The organism is Streptomyces monomycini (assembly GCF_022271435.1).
In the GTDB taxonomy this organism is placed as follows: domain Bacteria; phylum Actinomycetota; class Actinomycetes; order Streptomycetales; family Streptomycetaceae; genus Streptomyces; species Streptomyces monomycini.
The window spans coordinates 244,992-261,292 of record NZ_JAFIQY010000004.1 but is presented as its reverse complement, the minus strand read 5'-3'; the positions used below and the strand labels follow the sequence as shown (position 1 = coordinate 261,292).

At 68.8% G+C, this 16,301-nt stretch carries 10 protein-coding genes; 8 read left to right on the top strand and 2 right to left on the bottom strand.

What is annotated here, in order from left to right:
• The first annotated feature begins 31 nt into the window (after positions 1 to 31).
• Positions 32 to 2,773, top strand: a complete 2,742-nt coding sequence (gene acnA, locus JXZ78_RS07440; RefSeq protein WP_030020773.1) for an aconitate hydratase AcnA — start codon at positions 32 to 34, stop codon at positions 2,771 to 2,773.
• A gap of 214 nt (positions 2,774 to 2,987) precedes the next feature.
• Here acnA and JXZ78_RS07435 read toward each other — a convergent pair whose 3' ends face one another.
• Together JXZ78_RS07435 and JXZ78_RS07430 are read right to left on the bottom strand one after the other, a co-directional pair.
• Complete coding sequence (locus tag JXZ78_RS07435; RefSeq protein ID WP_078624328.1) at positions 2,988 to 3,935, bottom strand: FG-GAP repeat domain-containing protein; 948 nt, start codon at positions 3,933 to 3,935, stop codon at positions 2,988 to 2,990.
• Positions 3,936 to 4,062: 127 nt separating this feature from the next.
• A complete protein-coding gene (locus tag JXZ78_RS07430; RefSeq protein ID WP_050502571.1) occupies positions 4,063 to 7,476 on the bottom strand; it encodes a GH92 family glycosyl hydrolase in 3,414 nt (1,137 codons plus the stop codon).
• Positions 7,477 to 7,898: 422 nt separating this feature from the next.
• On the opposite strand from JXZ78_RS07430, the gene ngcE reads away from it, so the two are divergent.
• The 7 genes from ngcE (at position 7,899) to JXZ78_RS07395 (ending at position 16,222) form a co-directional block, all read left to right on the top strand.
• The gene (gene ngcE, locus JXZ78_RS07425; protein ID WP_030020770.1) at positions 7,899 to 9,341 is read left to right on the top strand and encodes an N-acetylglucosamine/diacetylchitobiose ABC transporter substrate-binding protein; all 1,443 of its coding nucleotides are present in this window, start codon (positions 7,899 to 7,901) and stop codon (positions 9,339 to 9,341) included.
• A gap of 70 nt (positions 9,342 to 9,411) precedes the next feature.
• Positions 9,412 to 10,335: a carbohydrate ABC transporter permease gene (locus JXZ78_RS07420; RefSeq protein WP_030020769.1), complete on the top strand. Its 924-nt coding sequence runs from the start codon at positions 9,412 to 9,414 to the stop codon at positions 10,333 to 10,335.
• Positions 10,335 to 11,252: a carbohydrate ABC transporter permease gene (locus JXZ78_RS07415; protein WP_030020768.1), complete on the top strand. Its 918-nt coding sequence runs from the start codon at positions 10,335 to 10,337 to the stop codon at positions 11,250 to 11,252. The genes JXZ78_RS07420 and JXZ78_RS07415 overlap by 1 nt, the downstream gene beginning before the upstream one ends.
• A gap of 299 nt (positions 11,253 to 11,551) precedes the next feature.
• Complete coding sequence (locus JXZ78_RS07410; RefSeq protein ID WP_238782728.1) at positions 11,552 to 12,787, top strand: ROK family transcriptional regulator; 1,236 nt, start codon at positions 11,552 to 11,554, stop codon at positions 12,785 to 12,787.
• Between the two features lie 168 nt (positions 12,788 to 12,955).
• On the top strand, positions 12,956 to 14,065 hold the full coding sequence (locus tag JXZ78_RS07405) for a substrate-binding domain-containing protein (protein WP_030020766.1): 1,110 nt from the start codon (positions 12,956 to 12,958) through the stop codon (positions 14,063 to 14,065).
• An 85-nt stretch (positions 14,066 to 14,150) separates the two neighbouring features.
• Positions 14,151 to 14,939, top strand: coding sequence for an ATP-binding cassette domain-containing protein (locus JXZ78_RS07400; protein ID WP_030020765.1), 789 nt, complete (start codon positions 14,151 to 14,153; stop codon positions 14,937 to 14,939).
• Positions 14,936 to 16,222 carry a sugar ABC transporter permease gene (locus JXZ78_RS07395; protein WP_030020764.1) on the top strand — a complete coding sequence of 429 codons (1,287 nt, stop codon included), beginning with the start codon at positions 14,936 to 14,938 and terminating at the stop codon, positions 16,220 to 16,222. Before JXZ78_RS07400 ends, JXZ78_RS07395 begins: the two co-directional genes overlap by 4 nt.
• Positions 16,223 to 16,301: the final 79 nt, after the last annotated feature.

Here is a 16,301-nt window from a genome sequence, read left to right as displayed (position 1 = left end):
ACGCGCGAATCATGCATTGAAGGAGACTGTCGTGTCGGCGAACAGCTTCGACGCCCGCAGCACGCTGCGCGTGGGCGACGAGTCGTACGAGATCTTCAGGCTGGACAAGGTCGAGGGCTCCGCCCGCCTTCCCTACAGCCTGAAGGTGCTGCTGGAGAACCTGCTCCGCACCGAGGACGGCGCGAACATCACCGCCGACCACATCCGTGCGCTGGGCGGCTGGGACTCCCAGGCGCAGCCCAGCCAGGAGATCCAGTTCACGCCGGCCCGCGTGATCATGCAGGACTTCACCGGTGTGCCGTGCGTCGTGGACCTCGCCACCATGCGTGAGGCCGTCAAGGAGCTGGGCGGCGACCCGGCGAAGATCAACCCGCTGGCCCCGGCCGAGCTGGTCATCGACCACTCCGTCATCGCCGACAAGTTCGGCACCGCCAACGCCTTCCAGCAGAACGTGGAGCTGGAGTACGGCCGCAACAAGGAGCGCTACCAGTTCCTGCGCTGGGGCCAGACCGCCTTCGACGAGTTCAAGGTCGTCCCGCCCGGCACCGGCATCGTCCACCAGGTCAACATCGAGCACCTGGCCCGTACGGTCATGACCCGCAACGGTCAGGCCTACCCCGACACCCTCGTCGGCACCGACTCGCACACCACCATGGTCAACGGCCTGGGCGTGCTGGGCTGGGGCGTCGGCGGCATCGAGGCCGAGGCCGCGATGCTGGGCCAGCCGGTCTCCATGCTCATCCCGCGCGTCGTCGGCTTCAAGCTGACCGGTGAGCTCAAGCCCGGCACCACCGCCACCGACCTGGTGCTGACCATCACCGAGATGCTGCGCAAGCACGGCGTCGTCGGCAAGTTCGTCGAGTTCTACGGCGAGGGCGTCGCCGCCACCTCGCTGGCCAACCGCGCCACCATCGGCAACATGTCGCCGGAGTTCGGCTCCACCGCCGCGATCTTCCCGATCGACGACGAGACGCTGAACTACCTGAAGCTGACCGGCCGCTCCGAGCAGCAGGTCGCCCTGGTCGAGGCGTACGCCAAGGAGCAGGGCCTGTGGCTGGACCCGGCCGCCGAGCCGGACTTCTCCGAGAAGCTGGAGCTGGACCTGTCGACGGTCGTCCCGTCGATCGCCGGCCCCAAGCGCCCGCAGGACCGCATCGTCCTGGCCGAGGCCGCCCAGCAGTTCGGCCAGGACGTGCGCAACTACGTCAGCGAGGCGGACCTCGACGAGGCGGGCAAGGAGTCCTTCCCGGCCTCCGACGCCCCGGCGGTCTCCAACGGCGTGGTCAGCAAGCCGACCCAGGTCACGGCCGCCGACGGCTCGGTGTACGAGATCGACCACGGCGCCGTCACCGTCGCCGCGATCACCTCCTGCACCAACACCTCGAACCCCTACGTCATGGTCGCCGCCGCGCTGGTGGCCAAGAAGGCCGTCGAGAAGGGCCTGTCCCGCAAGCCCTGGGTCAAGACCACCCTCGCCCCCGGCTCGAAGGTCGTCACCGACTACTTCGACAAGGCGAACCTGACGCCCTACCTGGACAAGATGGGCTTCAACCTCGTCGGCTACGGCTGCACCACCTGCATCGGCAACTCCGGTCCGCTGGACGAGGAGATCTCGAAGGCGATCAACGAGGCCGACCTCGCGGTCACCTCGGTGCTCTCCGGCAACCGCAACTTCGAGGGCCGGATCAACCCCGACGTCAAGATGAACTACCTGGCGTCCCCGCCGCTGGTCGTCGCGTACGCCATCGCCGGCTCCATGAAGGTGGACATCACCACCGAGGCGCTCGGCACCGACCAGGACGGCAACCCCGTCTACCTCAAGGACATCTGGCCCTCCGAGGCCGAGGTCAACGACGTCGTGGCCAACGCCATCGGCGAGGACATGTTCTCCAAGTCGTACGAGGACGTCTTCGCGGGCGACGCCCAGTGGCAGGCGCTGCCGATCCCCACCGGCAACACCTTCGAGTGGGACCCGCAGTCCACCTACGTCCGCAAGCCTCCGTACTTCGAGGGCATGACGATGGAGACCAGCCCGGTCTCCGACGTCCAGGGCGCCCGCGTGCTGGCCAAGCTGGGCGACTCGGTCACCACCGACCACATCTCCCCGGCCGGTGCGATCAAGGCCGACACCCCGGCCGGCCAGTACCTCACGGAGCACGGCGTCGAGCGCCGCGACTTCAACTCCTACGGCTCGCGCCGCGGCAACCACGAGGTCATGATCCGCGGCACGTTCGCCAACATCCGCCTGCGCAACCAGATCGCGCCGGGCACCGAGGGCGGCTTCACGCGTGACTTCACGCAGGAGGACGGCCCGGTCTCCTTCATCTACGACGCGTCGCAGAACTACCAGGCGGCCGGCATCCCGCTGGTCATCCTGGCCGGCAAGGAGTACGGCTCCGGCTCGTCCCGCGACTGGGCCGCCAAGGGCACCGCGCTGCTCGGCGTCAAGGCCGTCATCGCCGAGTCCTACGAGCGCATCCACCGCTCGAACCTCATCGGCATGGGCGTCCTCCCGCTCCAGTTCCCCGAGGGCGCCTCGGCGCAGTCGCTGGGCCTGACCGGCGAGGAGACCTTCGACATCACCGGCGTCACCGCGCTGAACGACGGTGGCATCCCGGAGACCGTCAAGGTCAAGGCAGCCCGCGGCGGAGCCGCTGACGGTGACAGTGTGGAGTTCGACGCCAAGGTGCGCATCGACACCCCCGGCGAGGCGGACTACTACCGCAACGGCGGCATCATGCAGTACGTGCTGCGCTCGCTGATCCGCAAGTAAGCCGCACGCCCGCCGCGTACGCGAGCGGGTGACGCGACCAGGGCCGCATCCCGGACGGGGTGCGGCCCTGGTGCGTACGGGGGTGCTGCCGCCGGACACCGCGCCCGCCGGAAACAGTAGTGCGACGCGCCCCCGCGGGGACGCGTCGCACCATCACCTCACCGGCGGGCGGTCGAGTCGACAGGAGTCTCCCGGCTGCCGGTGTCCTTACGGGCTAGAACATCCAGCTGTAGATGTTGTAGCCGAAGCCGAGCTGCTTGCGCGGCGCGAAGGGGGCCGACGCGTTGCCGGTGCCCTTGTAGAGCCACAGCTTGCCGTCGGAGCCACGGGCGATCAGGTCGGCGCGGCCGTCGATGTCCACGTCGCCGGTGGTCACCAGGGTGTTGTACTCGTTCCAGCCCGCGCCGATCTTCACGCGCGGCGCGAAGGGCGCCTTGTAGTTGCCGGTGCCCTGGTAGAGCCACAGCACGCCGGAGCCGTCCCGGGCCACGATGTCGGCCCTGCCGTCGCCGGTCAGGTCGCCCTTGCCGGTGATCTGGGTGTAGCCGCCCCACCCGGCGCCGATCTTGACGCGCGAGTCGACCTTGCCGTTGTCGTAGCCGAGGTAGATCCACAGCACGCCCGCGTTGTCCCGGGCGAGGATGTCGTACGCGCCGGCGCCGCCGAGGTTGCCGGGCGACAGCACCTTGTTGTAGATGTTCCAGCCGCTGCCGATCGTCCGGGCCTCGTCCTCGGTCTGGGCGTCGGAGTAGTACAGGTTGCCGGCGTAGTCCCAGGCCCAGAGGCCGTCACCCCGGCTGTCGCCGTTGTGGTCGACCGGGGCCGCGGCCTTGAGCAGGTCCCAGTCGGCTCCGGCGAACAGGCGCTCGTCGAGGCCGCCGGTGCCGTTCGGGTCGTAGTGGTACAGGAAACCGGACGAGCGCTCGATGCCGAAGAGGCCGAAGACCGGCGCGTCCTGGGCCTGTACGCGGGCCGAGGCGCGGGCCTCCGGCGCCGCCTGCGTCAACGCGCCGATGTCGAGCTTCTTGACCGGGGCGGGGACCGGCGCCGGCGCGTCCGCCACCGCGGCTGAGGCGCTGGTACCGACCAGGGCGGCGGCGACCGCCGCGACAGCCAGACGCGACAGGGCGCGTCCGCGCTTACGGCCGGGAAGTTTGGCCACGTAATTCTCCATTTGCCAGGTGATGAGACGCGACGCACCCACATGGGTGCGTCGCGGGAACCTCAGGATCTTTGCACAAGCCCTTCACATGTCAACTGGTTTGCGGATGGTCTGATCGATTGGCCGGTTAAGTCCGTTTGGTCGCTCCGATCAGCTCAACTTCCGCCAGTGTGGCGCGGCTTGAGGGGAGCAGGCGGTAATCGGTGTAGGTATTGGGTGTTCTGACCGCGAATACCCGGGTTTGCCGGTCCGCGGTGAAGGACTCACCCGTCCGCCGGTCGAGGGTCCGCCACTTCCCGTGCCGGTCCCGGCCTTCCAGCACCCAGGAGGCGGGCGCCTCCCCCTTCGCCGCCGAGGTGAGGGTGTACGAGGTCACCCGCGCCGCCGAGGGGAGGGACACCGGGACCGACGTGAAGGTGGCCGCGGTCTCCGACGTGTCGTCCAGGAGCGGGCTGCTGCCCGGCGCGGTCAGATCGCCGTCCGGTACGGGCACCCGGCCGTCCCGCGTGATGGACGACGGCGCCGCGTTCTCGCCGGTGCCCCAGGAGGACGGGCGCGGGCCCATCGCGAATTCCAGGGTGCCGCCGCGGGCGAGCAGGGCGTGCGGCAGCGCGGTGGAATGCCACGGCTTTCCGTTGACCCGCAGCCCCTGTACGTACACATTGCGGTCGCTGTTGCGCGGTGCCTTGACCACCAGGTCGCGGCCGTTCTCCAGATGGACGGTGGCCTTGGTGAACAGCGGCGAGCCGACGGCGTATTCGGGCGAGCCCATCACCAGCGGATAGAACCCGAGCGCGCTGAAGACGTACCACGCGGACATCTCGCCGTTGTCCTCGTCGCCCGGATATCCCTGGCCGATCTCGCTGCCCAGGTAGAGCCGGGAAAGGACCTCGCGGACCTTCTGCTGCGTCTTCCACGGCTGTCCGGCCGCGTCGTAGACGTACGCGATGTGGTGCGACGGCTGGTTGCTGTGCCCGTACATGCCCATCCGGGTGTCGCGGGCCTCGGTCATCTCGTGGATGACGTTGTTGTAGGAGCCGGCGAATTCCTTCGCCGCGGTCTCCGGGGTGGCGAAGTAGGTGTCCAGCTTCTTGGCCAGGCCCGCCCGGCCGCCGTACAGGTTGGCCAGGCCGCGGGTGTCCTGAGGTGCGGTGAAGGCGAAGGACCAGGCGTTGGTCTCGGTGTAGTCGTGGCCCCAGACGCGCGGGTCGAACCGGTCGGGGGGCAGCCGCCAGTTCCCGGCGGCGTCCTTGCCCTGGAAAAAGCCGACCTTGCTGTCGAAGTGCTTGACGTAATTGCGGGCGCGGTTCAGGAAGTACGCGGACTCCTCCTTGTACCGCGGCTTCTTCGTCTTCTCGTACAGGGCCTGTCCCATGCGGGCGATGCCGTAGTCGTTGAGGTAACCCTCCAGCGCCCAGGACATGCCTTCCTTGGTGTCCGTGCTGGTGTATCCGCGGAAGGGCGAGGTGGTCATGCCCTTACGGCCGACACCGGGGCTGGGCGGGGCGACGGTGGCGTTCTTGACGGCCGCCTCATAGGCAGCGGCGGCGTCGAACTTCACGCCTTTCGCGTACGCGTCGGCGAATGCCACGTCCGAACTGGTGCCGGTCATCAGATCCGCGTAACCGGGCGAGGACCAGCGGGAGACCCAGCCGCCGTCCTTGTACTGCTGGACGAACCCGTCGACCATTTTCCCCGCCTGCTTGGGCGTGAGCAGGGAATAGGCGGGCCAGGTGGTGCGGTAGGTGTCCCAGAAACCGTTGTTGACGTACACCTCACCGTCGACGATCTTCGCTCCGGTGTGCGTCGGGGTGTCCGGGCCGGTACGCGGCGAGAAGGGGCTCGCGTACCGGGCGCGCGCGCCCACCTGTTCGTACCCGGAGTTGGGGTAGAGGTAGAGCCGGTAGAGGTTGGAGTAGAGCGTGACGAGGCGGTCCCGGCTCGCGCCCTCCACCTCGATACGGCCGAGGATGCCGTCCCACTGTGTGCGGGCGCGGTCCCTGACCCGCTCGAAGGAATCGCCTGCCGGAATCTCCCGCTCCAGGTTCGCGCGCGCCTGATCGACGCCGATCAGGGAGGTGGCGATGCGCAGCGTGACCGTACGGTCCGCGCCGGGCCGCAGCTTCAGGTAGCCCGTGACGTCCGGGCCGCCGCCGCCGCTCAGCTTGCCGCCCGCGGTGACCGGCGTGTCGAGCACGCCGTACACGAAGAGCCGGGTGGCGCCGACGGAGAGGTTGCTCCGGACGTCCGAGAAGCCGGTGACGACGCCCCGCGCGGCGTCCAGGGTGAGGCCGCCGTTGTTGTTGACGTTGTCGAAGATCAGGTTCGCGTCGTCGCCGGGGAAGGTGAAGCGCATCAGCGCCGCGTGGTCCGTCGGCGCGATGTCCGCCGTGAGGCCGTTGTCGAAGGTGACGCCGTAGTGGTGCGGCGTCGCCGTCTCGTTGGCGTGGTGGAAGGGCAGGGCGCGGGCGGTACGGCCGGCGTCCGGCGTGCCCGCGGCGGTGGACGGCATGATCTGGAACGTCTGCCGGTCGCCCATCCAGGGGCTCGGCTCGTGGCTGGCGGCGAACGCCTGGAGGGTGGGCAGGTTGTCGGCGTTGTTCTTCCGCGCGTACTCGTACAGCCAGTCGGTGGAGCCCGCGTTGGTCACCGGCGTCCAGAAGTTGAAGCCGTGCGGCACGGCGGTGGCGGGGAAGTTGTTGCCGCGCGAGAAGCTGCCGCTGGAGTTCGTGCCGCGCGTGGTCGCCACCAGGTCGGAGAGGTGGGCGGGCGGCTTCTGCCGGGCCTCGGGGCCGAGCGTGATGTCGTCCACCCAGCCGCGGAAGACCGGCGTGGCCTTCGGCGCGGCGGGCGCGTCGTACGCGACCAGGACGCGGTCGACGGTCTTGCCCGCCGCCACCTCGCCGATGCGCGACCGGCGGTGGTTCCACTGGTTGACGTAGAGGGTCTTGGCGTCGGCCTGGCCGCGCGGGGTCAGCGGGGCGCCGTTCTGGTCGGTGGCGCGCAGCTCGCTGAGGTAGGTGCCGTCGGTGAAGGCCAGATCCAGCGCGACATGGGTGGCGGGGTAACCCAGGTCGGTGGCGGCCATCTCCGGGAAGACCTTGTACGAGAGGGACGTCGCGCGGGTGACGGGCACGTCGACGTCGAAGACCTTGTTGTACGAGTGGCCACGGCCGGCCGCGGTGTGCGTCCCCGCGTACCGCAGGGCCCGCAGCCCGCTGAAGCCCGCGTTCGTCCTGGCGGTGGGGGAGGCGGTGGGGCCCGAGTCGGGGTGGCTGCTCATACCGGCGCCAGGGCCGCTCTCCGGGCTCACCCCGGAGGTCTTCGCGGTGCCGTCCGGTCCGGTCTCGACGGCGTCCCGCCAGTCCGGCGACGGATCACCGGCCTCGAAGGAGGAGCTGAACGTCCGGGGCTCCGGGGGCTTTTGGGGCGGCGCCGCGACGGCGGGGGAGGGGGCCGTCAGGACGAGCAGGGCCGCGGCCGCGAGTGCGACGGGGCGGGCCGTGCCGGGCAGGGGTCTGTGCCGGTGTCTGAGCCGCACGCGCGTACCTCTCGACGATGACGACATTCCAACGACGGTGACATCGTTGTCAGCTGCACAATGCAGAGATAAGTAAGGTGGGTGGGGCCTTTGTTGTCAAGGATGACCCTGTGTGCGGCGGCCGGAAGTCCGTGGCGGCGGCGGTGCATACCGGCGAGGTCTCAACTCGGGAAAGATGGCGGCCTGAACTTGCTTACGATCTTGCCGAGTTGACGTGAAGTGGACTATACCTGTCGGCGTCCGAGCGTCTGTGCGAACGGCGTCCCGGACCCGGGTGGACCTGCGCGGCAGCACAAGAAATCGGCCCCGCACATCTCTGGCGCGCCCGGTGCACATCCCGTACAACTCAGCTTCATCTGACCCGCGGTGCCGGGGTGGCTCCGGTACACCGCCTGAGTCCTGAAGAAGGCGAGGACTTGCGCATGGGATTCACCTCAGATTTCAGCCGTCGCGACCTGATCAAGCGGGCCGCGGCGCTCGGAATCGTCACCGTACCGGCCATGGGCGTGCTGTCGGCGTGCGCCGGCGGGGGCAGTGACGGCGCCGAGAAGGTCGAAAAGGGCCAGAAGTCCGCCAAGAATCCGCTGGCGGTCAATGACAGCGCCGCCCTCGACGTCGTCATCTTCGACGGCGGATTCGGTGACAAGTACGCCAAGGACGCCCGGGCGGAATACATCGCCGCCTTCCCGAAGACCGAGGGAAAGGTCAAGCTCGCCTCCACCCAGAAGATCCAGTCCACCCTCCAGCCGCGCTTCAACGGCGGCAACCCGCCGGACCTCGTGGACAACTCCGGTGCCGAGCAGATGGACTTCGGCACCCTGGTCTCCAAGAACCAGCTGGCCGACCTCACCCCGCTGCTCGACGCCCCGTCGATCGACGACCCGGACAAGAAGGTCCGCGACACCCTGCGTCCCGGCGTGGTCGAGATGGGCCAGTTCGGCGGCAAGGAAACCTGGATCATGTACTACGCGTACACGGTCTACGGCGTCTGGTACTCCAAGACCAACCTCCAGAAGGTCGCCGACGCTGAATACCCGCAGACCTGGGAAGAGATGCTCGCCGTGTGCGAGAAGGCGAAGAAGAAGGGCGTCGCCGGCTGGACCTATCCCGGCAAGTACCCGTACTACCTGCCCTTCAGCCTCTACCCCTTCATCGCCAAGATCGGCGGCGAGGAGGTGCTCCGGAAGATCGACAACCTGGAGCCGGACGCCTGGAAGGACCCGGCCGTGAAGACCGCCTTCAACGCGTACTACGAGCTGTACAAGAAGGGTTACGTCCTCAAGGGCTCGCCCGGACTGGACCACCTCCAGTCGCAGAAGGCCTGGGCCGAGGGCAAGGCCCTGTTCATACCCAACGGGTCGTGGGTGGAGAACGAGTCGGCCAAACAGATCGAGAAGAACCCCGACTTCCAGCTCTCGGTCGGCGCGCCGTCCAGCCTCTCCGGCTCGGACAAGATGCCGTTCGGCACGATCTGGGCCTCCGGCGGTGAGCCGTACATCGTGCCCCGGCAGGCCGCGAACGTCCCCGGCGGCATGGAGATGCTGCGCATCATGCTCAGCAAGAAGTCCTCGCAGAACTTCATCAAGCAGGTCTCCTCGCTCACCTCGCTCAACGGCGGCACGGAGGGCCTGACGCTGCCCCCGGGCCTGGACTCGGCGCAGCAGGCGCTGCAGAAGGCCGGCCAGAACATCGTCAACCCGCGGATCCAGGACTGGTACGTGGCGCTGCAGAAGGAGAAGATCGGCGTCGGCGCGCTGGGCGAGATGATGGCGGGCCGGATGACTCCCGACGAAGCGATCAACAAGATCCAGAAGTACGCGGACGAGACGCGCGAGGACAGCAGCGTCAAGAAGTACAAGCGCTGACCGGTGCATCTCAGGCGTCACCAGCGGTGGCCGTTACGGCAGTCGCGGGGAAAGAACGGGATCGGTAGTCATGCAGCACGGTAAGTACCGCTTCATCGCAGGGTTCTTGGTCCTCCCGCTGGCGATATACGCGATCTTCGTGATATCGCCGTTCGTGCAGGCGATCTACTACTCCTTCACGGACTGGACCGGCCTGAGCTCGGACATGAAAATGGTCGGGTTCGACAACTACACGCGTCTTTTCCAGGACAGCGTCTTCTGGGCCTCGGTGGGAAACAGTGTGACGCTGTTGCTGCTGCTGCCGGTGGTGACGCTCTCGCTCGGGCTCTTCTTCGCCTTCATGCTCAACGTCGGTGGCCGCCGCAGGAAGAAGGCGGTCATCGGCGGCGTACGCGGCTCCGGCACGTACAAGATCCTCTACTTCTTCCCGCAGGTGCTGTCGGTCCCGATCGTCGCCCTGCTCTTCCAGTTCGCGTACAACCCGGAGAGCGGCGCGCTGAACGCGTTCTTCCAGGCGATCGGACTGGACAGCGTCCAGCCCGACTGGCTGGGCGATCCGCAGATCGCGCTCTGGTGCATCATGGGCGCGATGATCTGGGCCAACGTCGGCTTCTACGTCGTGCTCTTCTCGGCCGGCATGAGTTCCATACCGAAGGACTTCTACGAGGCCGCGCTGCTGGACGGCGCCAACCGGTTCAACACGTTCTTCAGAATCACCCTGCCACTGCTCTGGGACACGGTGCAGACCGGCTGGATCTACATGGGCATTCTGGCCCTGGACGTGTCGGCCTTCGCCTTCGTGCAGATCATGAGCGTCGGGCCGGGCGGCCCCGACTATTCCACCGAGGTCCTGCCGCTGTACGTCTATCAGAAGACCTTCCGCGACGGTCAGGCCGGTTACGCCACCTCGATCGGCGTCTCCCTGCTGATAGTGACCCTGATCTTCTCGGCCATCGTCATGCGGCTGGGCCGGCGCGAACGACTGGAGTTCTGATGAGCGTGCAGACCGAGCCTCCGGCCGCGACGGGCCGGGGCGGCGCGGGCGGTAAGGGCGGTAAGGACGGGCGGGGCGGCGGGAGCGGTGAAGGCCGGGTCCTGAACGTCTTCTCGCACGGTGTCCTGGTCGTCTGGGGCCTGCTGGTGACCATGCCGCTGCTGTGGGCGGTGGTCAGTTCCTTCAAGGACGACGGGGAGATCTTCGGCTCGCCCTGGGGCCTGCCGTCGGCGCTGCACTTCGACAACTGGGCGCGCGCCTGGGACAAGGCCAACATGGGCCAGTACTTCTTCAACTCGCTGATCGTGGTCGGCGGGTCGCTGATCGGGACCATGCTGCTGGGCTCGATGGCGGCGTACGTGCTGGCCCGGTTCGACTTCCCGGGCAACCGCTTCATCTACTTCCTGTTCGTGGGCGGGATGGGCTTCCCGGTCATCCTCGCGCTGGTCCCGCTGTTCTTCGTCATGAAGAACATGGCCCTGCTGGACACCTACCACGGCCTGATCCTGGTCTACATCGCGTACTCGCTGCCGTTCACCGTCTTCTTCCTCAGCGGGTTCTTCAAGACCCTGCCGTCGTCGGTGGCGGAGGCCGCGCTGATCGACGGCGCGTCCCACACGCGGACGTTCTTCCAGGTCATGCTGCCGATGGCGAAGCCGGGCCTGATCAGCGTCGGCATCTTCAACTTCCTGGGGCAGTGGAACCAGTACCTGCTGCCGACGGTGCTGAACGTCGGCGACCCGGACAAGAAGGTGCTGACCCAGGGCCTGGTCGCGCTGGCGGTCAGCCAGGGGTACAAGGGCGACTGGTCCGGCCTGTTCGCGGGCCTGACCATCGCCATGCTGCCGGTGCTCGGCGCGTACATCGTCTTCCAGCGGCAGGTGGTGGCGGGTCTGACGGCGGGCGCCCTGAAGTAGCTCCGCGAGCCGGTGCGCGCGCCGGTGCGAGCCGCGTACCGGCGCGCCGTCACCCGTACGGCGCGGCAGCCCCCGCCTCCGCCCTGTCGCGGGCGCGGGGGCCGCCGCGGTGGCGGCCGTGTCGGCGGATGGCCGGGTTTTGGCCACAGGCCCGGTGCACCCGGTCGAGGACTTGACGGAACCGGACCCGGGCACGTCAGCTTAGATTCACATGTTGGAGACAAGCCGGGTCCCGTCGACGTGGCCCGGCCGGCGGCCGGTCGTCGTGCCGGGCGCTACAGGCGGGAGTGGATGAGTCGATGGAGACTCCGGGTTCGCAGTCCTCGCTGCACCGGGCCAATCTGGAGCGGGTCGTACGCGCGGTGCGCATGGCGGGTTCGCTCACCCAGGCGGAGATCGCCCGGAGCACGGGCCTGTCGGCGGCCACCGTCTCCAACATCGTTCGGGAACTGAAGGACGCCGGGACCGTCGAGGTCACCCCGACCTCGGCCGGCGGCCGCCGGGCCCGCAGCGTCTCGCTCTCCGGTGACGCCGGGATCGTCGTGGGCGTCGACTTCGGCCACTCGCACCTGCGGGTCGCGGTCGGCAACCTCGCCCACCAGGTGCTCGCCGAGGAGACCGAGCCGATCGACGTGGACGCCTCCGCCGCGGAGGGCTTCGACCGGGCCGAGCGGCTGGTCAACCGGCTGGTCGAGGCGACCGGCGTCGGCCCGGGCAAGGTCATCGGCGTCGGCCTCGGCGTCCCGGGCCCCATCGACGTGGAGTCCGGCACGCTCGGCTCGACCGCCATCCTGCCGGGCTGGAGCGGTACGAACCCGAGCGAGGAGCTGTCCGGCCGGCTGGGCGTCGGCGTGTACGTCGACAACGACGCCAACCTCGGCGCGCTCGGCGAACTGGTCTGGGGCAGCGGGCGCGGCGCCGCCGACCTGGCGTACATCAAGGTCGCCAGCGGCGTCGGCGCCGGCCTGGTCATCAGCGGCCAGATCTACCGGGGTCCTGGCGGCACCGCGGGCGAGATCGGGCACATCACGCTGGACGAGTCCGGGCCGGTCTGCCGCTGCGGCAACCGCGGCTGCCTGGAGACCTTCACCGCCGCCCGGTACGTCCTCCCGCTGCTCCAGCCCAGTCACGGCCCCGACCTGACCATGGCGGAGGTGGTCCGGCTGGCCCGGGAGGGCGACCCGGGCTGCCGCCGGGTGATCGGGGACGTGGGGCGGCACATCGGCAGCGGGGTGGCCAATCTGTGCAACCTGCTCAACCCGAGCCGGGTGGTGCTCGGCGGTGACCTCGCGGAGGCCGGGGAGCTGGTGCTCGGGCCGATAAGGGAGTCGGTGTCGCGGTACGCGATCCCCAGCGCCGCGCGGCAGTTGGGGATCGTGCCGGGGACGCTCGGCGGCCGGGCCGAGGTGCTCGGCGCGCTGGCGCTGGTGCTGAGCGAGATGGGCGACTCGACGCTGCTGGACGGCGCGCTGTCCGCCGACGGGGCCGCGCAGCCGGGCGGCCGGCCGGGCACCGGTACCTCTGCCATTGCCTGACGTATACGGGGCACGCTGCCGTATACGGGGCACGCTGAGTTCACACAGCTAACGCATGGCACCGTTGTCATCTCGTTAAGTATTTACTCCTTGACGGTCTGCGAGCGGCCGAGTTGACTTCCAGCCACCTCGGCCGCAACGACGCGGCCTCGTCAGGGAGGTTTCACCGTGAACTCGCACCTGCGTCGTGCTGCCGTGGCCGCGGCCGCCGTCTCGATGGCCGCCGGCCTCGCCGCCTGCGGCTCTGCCAAGGAGGTCGGCGGCGACTCGGACGCCAAGAAGGACAAGAAGGGGCCGCTGACCATCGGCCTCCTGCTGCCCGAGAACCAGACCGCGCGCTACGAGCGGTTCGACAAGCCGCTGATCGAGAAGAAGATCCGCGAGCTGGCGGGCCAGGACACCGAGATCCTCTACGACAACGCCAAGCAGGACCCCGCCGTCCAGCAGCAGCAGGTCGACACGATGATCACCAAGAAGGTCGACGCGCTGATCCTGGACGCCGTGGACGCCAAGTCCATCGCCGCCTCGGTCAAGAAGGCGAACGACAAGGGCATACCCGTCGTCGCCTACGACCGGCTGGCCGAGGGCCCGATCAAGGCGTACACCTCCGTGGACAACGAGCGGGTCGGCCGGATCCAGGGCGAGTCGCTGCTCAAGGAGCTGGGCGACAAGGTCGACCAGGGCGAGATCGTCATGATGAACGGGTCGGTCACCGACCCGAACGCCAAGATGTACAAGGACGGCGCGCACTCCGTACTCGACGGCAAGGTCAAGATCGGCAAGGAGTACGACACCAAGGAGTGGAAGCCGGAGAACGCCAACGAGAACATGAAGGGCGCCATCTCCTCGCTCGGCAAGGACAAGATCATCGGCGTCTACTCCGCCAACGACGGCATGGCGGGCGGCATCATCACCGCCCTCAAGAGCGCCGGGTTCACCAAGCTGCCGCCGGTCACCGGCCAGGACGCCGAACTCTCCGCCGTCCAGCGCATTCTCAGCGACGAGCAGTTCATGAGCGTCTACAAGCCGTACAAGCCGGAGGCCGACGCCGCCGCCTCGATGGCCGTCGCGCTCGCCCAGGGCAAGAAGCTGGACGCGGTCGCCAAGACCACCGTCGACAGCGCCACCGAGAAGAAGGTGCCGTCCGTCATCGTGACGCCCTTCGCGCTCACCAAGGCCGACATCGCGAAGTACGTCGGCCAGGAAGGCTTCTTCACCAAGGCCGAGATCTGCACCGCCAAGTTCCAGTCCGCCTGCGCCCAGGCCGGTCTGAAGTAAGCCTGCCGTCCGCCCGGCCCCGCCGCCCGCAGACCGGGCGCCGGCGGCCGGACGGCGCATTCCCGCCGGTCAGGCGGCGAAGGAGATGATTCACGTGTCCGCTACGCCCGTGCTGGCGTTGCGCGGGGTCTCCAAGCGGTTCGGTGCCGTACAGGCGCTCACCGATGTCGAACTGGAGATCCACCCCGGCGAGGTCGTCGCCCTGGTCGGCGACAACGGCGCCGGCAAGTCCACCCTCGTCAAGGCGATCGCCGGCGTCGGACCCGCCGACGACGGCGTCATCGAGTGGGAGGGCCGGCCGGTCACCGTCGACCGGCCGCACACCGCCCAGGAACTGGGCATCGCGACCGTCTACCAGGACCTCGCGCTCTGCGACAACCTCGACGTCGTCGGCAACCTCTTCCTCGGCCGCGAGATCGTGCGCGCCGGGGTGCTGGACGAGGTCGAGATGGAGCGCCGCGCCCGCGAGCTGCTCGCCACCCTCGCCATTCGCATCCCGAGCGTCCGCATCCCCATCGCCTCGCTCTCCGGCGGCCAGCGGCAGACCGTCGCCATCGCCCGCTCGCTGCTCGGCGAGCCCAAGGTCGTCATCCTCGACGAGCCCACCGCGGCGCTCGGCGTGGAGCAGACCGCGCAGGTCCTCGACCTCGTGGAGCGGCTGCGCGAGCGCGGTCTCGGCACCATCCTCATCAGCCACAACATGGCCGACGTCAAGGCCGTCGCCGACCGGGTCGCGGTGCTGCGGCTGGGCCGCAACAACGGCACGTTCGACGTCCGCAGCACCAGTCAGGAAGAGATCATCTCCGCCATCACCGGCGCCACGGACAATGCCGTGACCCGGCGCAAGGCCCGCACCGCGGAGGCCAAGAAGTGACCACCAACCTCTCCAAGGCCGGCGACGAGCCGGTCGACGCGGCGCCCGCGGCCGAGGGTGCCGTCACCGCCGTGGACCCGCGGCTGCTCGTACGGCAGCAGGGCTTCAAGGGCTACCTGGACGAGTTCCGGCGCAAGACGCGCAGCGGCGAGCTGGGCTCGCTGCCGGTCGTCGTCGGCCTGATCGTCATCGGCATCGTCTTCCAGCTCCAGGACGCGGCCTTCCTCGGCGCCGAGAACCTCTCGAACCTGTTCGTGACGGCGGCCGGCACCGGACTGATCGCGGTCGGCATCGTCTTCGTGCTGATCCTCGGCGAGATCGACCTGTCCGTCGGCTCGGTCAGCGGCCTGGCCGCCGCGGTCTTCGCCGTCCTCAACATCAACAACGGCATGCCGGAATGGCTCGCCCTGCTCCTCGCCGTCCTCACCGGCACCGTGGCCGGCGCCCTGCACGGCTTCTTCTTCGCCCGTATCGGCGTGCCCGCCTTCGTCGTCACCCTCGCCGGACTGCTGGGCTGGAACGGCCTGATGCTCCAGGTGCTCGGCTCCAACGGCACCATCAACCTGGACGACAGCGGCCTCGTCGCGAAGCTGACCAACTTCTACTTCACCGACGTGGCCGCCGCGTACGGCCTGGCGACGGTCGCAGTCCTCGCCTTCCTCGGCCTCTCCCTCCTGGAGTCGCGCCGCCGTGCGGCCGCGGGCGTCCCGAGCCGGCCGCTGAGCGAGACCGTGCTGCGTACGGTGGTCCTCGCCGTCCCCGCCTATCTGGTGGCGTGGCTGCTGAACCAGTACAAGGGCCTGCCGCTCGCGGTCGTCATCTTCCTCGGCGTCGTGGTCGCGCTCGACTTCGTACTGCGGCGCACCCGGTACGGGCGCCAGGTCTTCGCACTCGGCGGCAGCGTCGAGGCGGCCCGCCGCGCGGGCATCAACGTGGCGTTCATCCGGATCTCGGTCTTCTCGCTGGCCGGCACGATGGCGGCGGTCGGCGGTATGTTCCTGGCCTCCCAGATCAACGCCGCGAACCAGTCCTCGGGCGCCGGCAGCCTGCTGATGAACGCGATCGCCGCCGCCGTCATCGGCGGTACGAGCCTGTTCGGCGGCCGCGGCAAGACCTGGTCCGCCCTTCTGGGGGTCCTGGTCATCCAGTCCATCGCCTCCGGCATGGCGCTGCTGGGCATCGCCTCGGCCGTCCAGTTCATGATCACCGGAGCCGTCCTGCTGGCGGCCGTCGTCATCGACTCGGTCTCCCGCAAGACGCAGAAGACCGCAGGCCGCGCTTAGCCGCGCCGCGGGGACCCGGTGGGCGGGTCCCCGGACAACGCAGAAAAGGGCGCAGAGGTTGCCTCGAAGAAGGAAATGG

Bases quoted from the DNA above. Each gene is read 5' to 3' on its own strand.
- ngcE (WP_030020770.1), top strand. From the start codon at position 7,899: ATGGGATTCACCTCAGATTTCAGCCGTCGCGACCTGATCAAGCGGGCC.
- JXZ78_RS07420 (WP_030020769.1), top strand. From the start codon at position 9,412: ATGCAGCACGGTAAGTACCGCTTCATCGCAGGGTTCTTGGTCCTCCCG.
- JXZ78_RS07415 (WP_030020768.1), top strand. From the start codon at position 10,335: ATGAGCGTGCAGACCGAGCCTCCGGCCGCGACGGGCCGGGGCGGCGCG.
- JXZ78_RS07410 (WP_238782728.1), top strand. From the start codon at position 11,552: ATGGAGACTCCGGGTTCGCAGTCCTCGCTGCACCGGGCCAATCTGGAG.
- JXZ78_RS07400 (WP_030020765.1), top strand. From the start codon at position 14,151: ATGATTCACGTGTCCGCTACGCCCGTGCTGGCGTTGCGCGGGGTCTCC.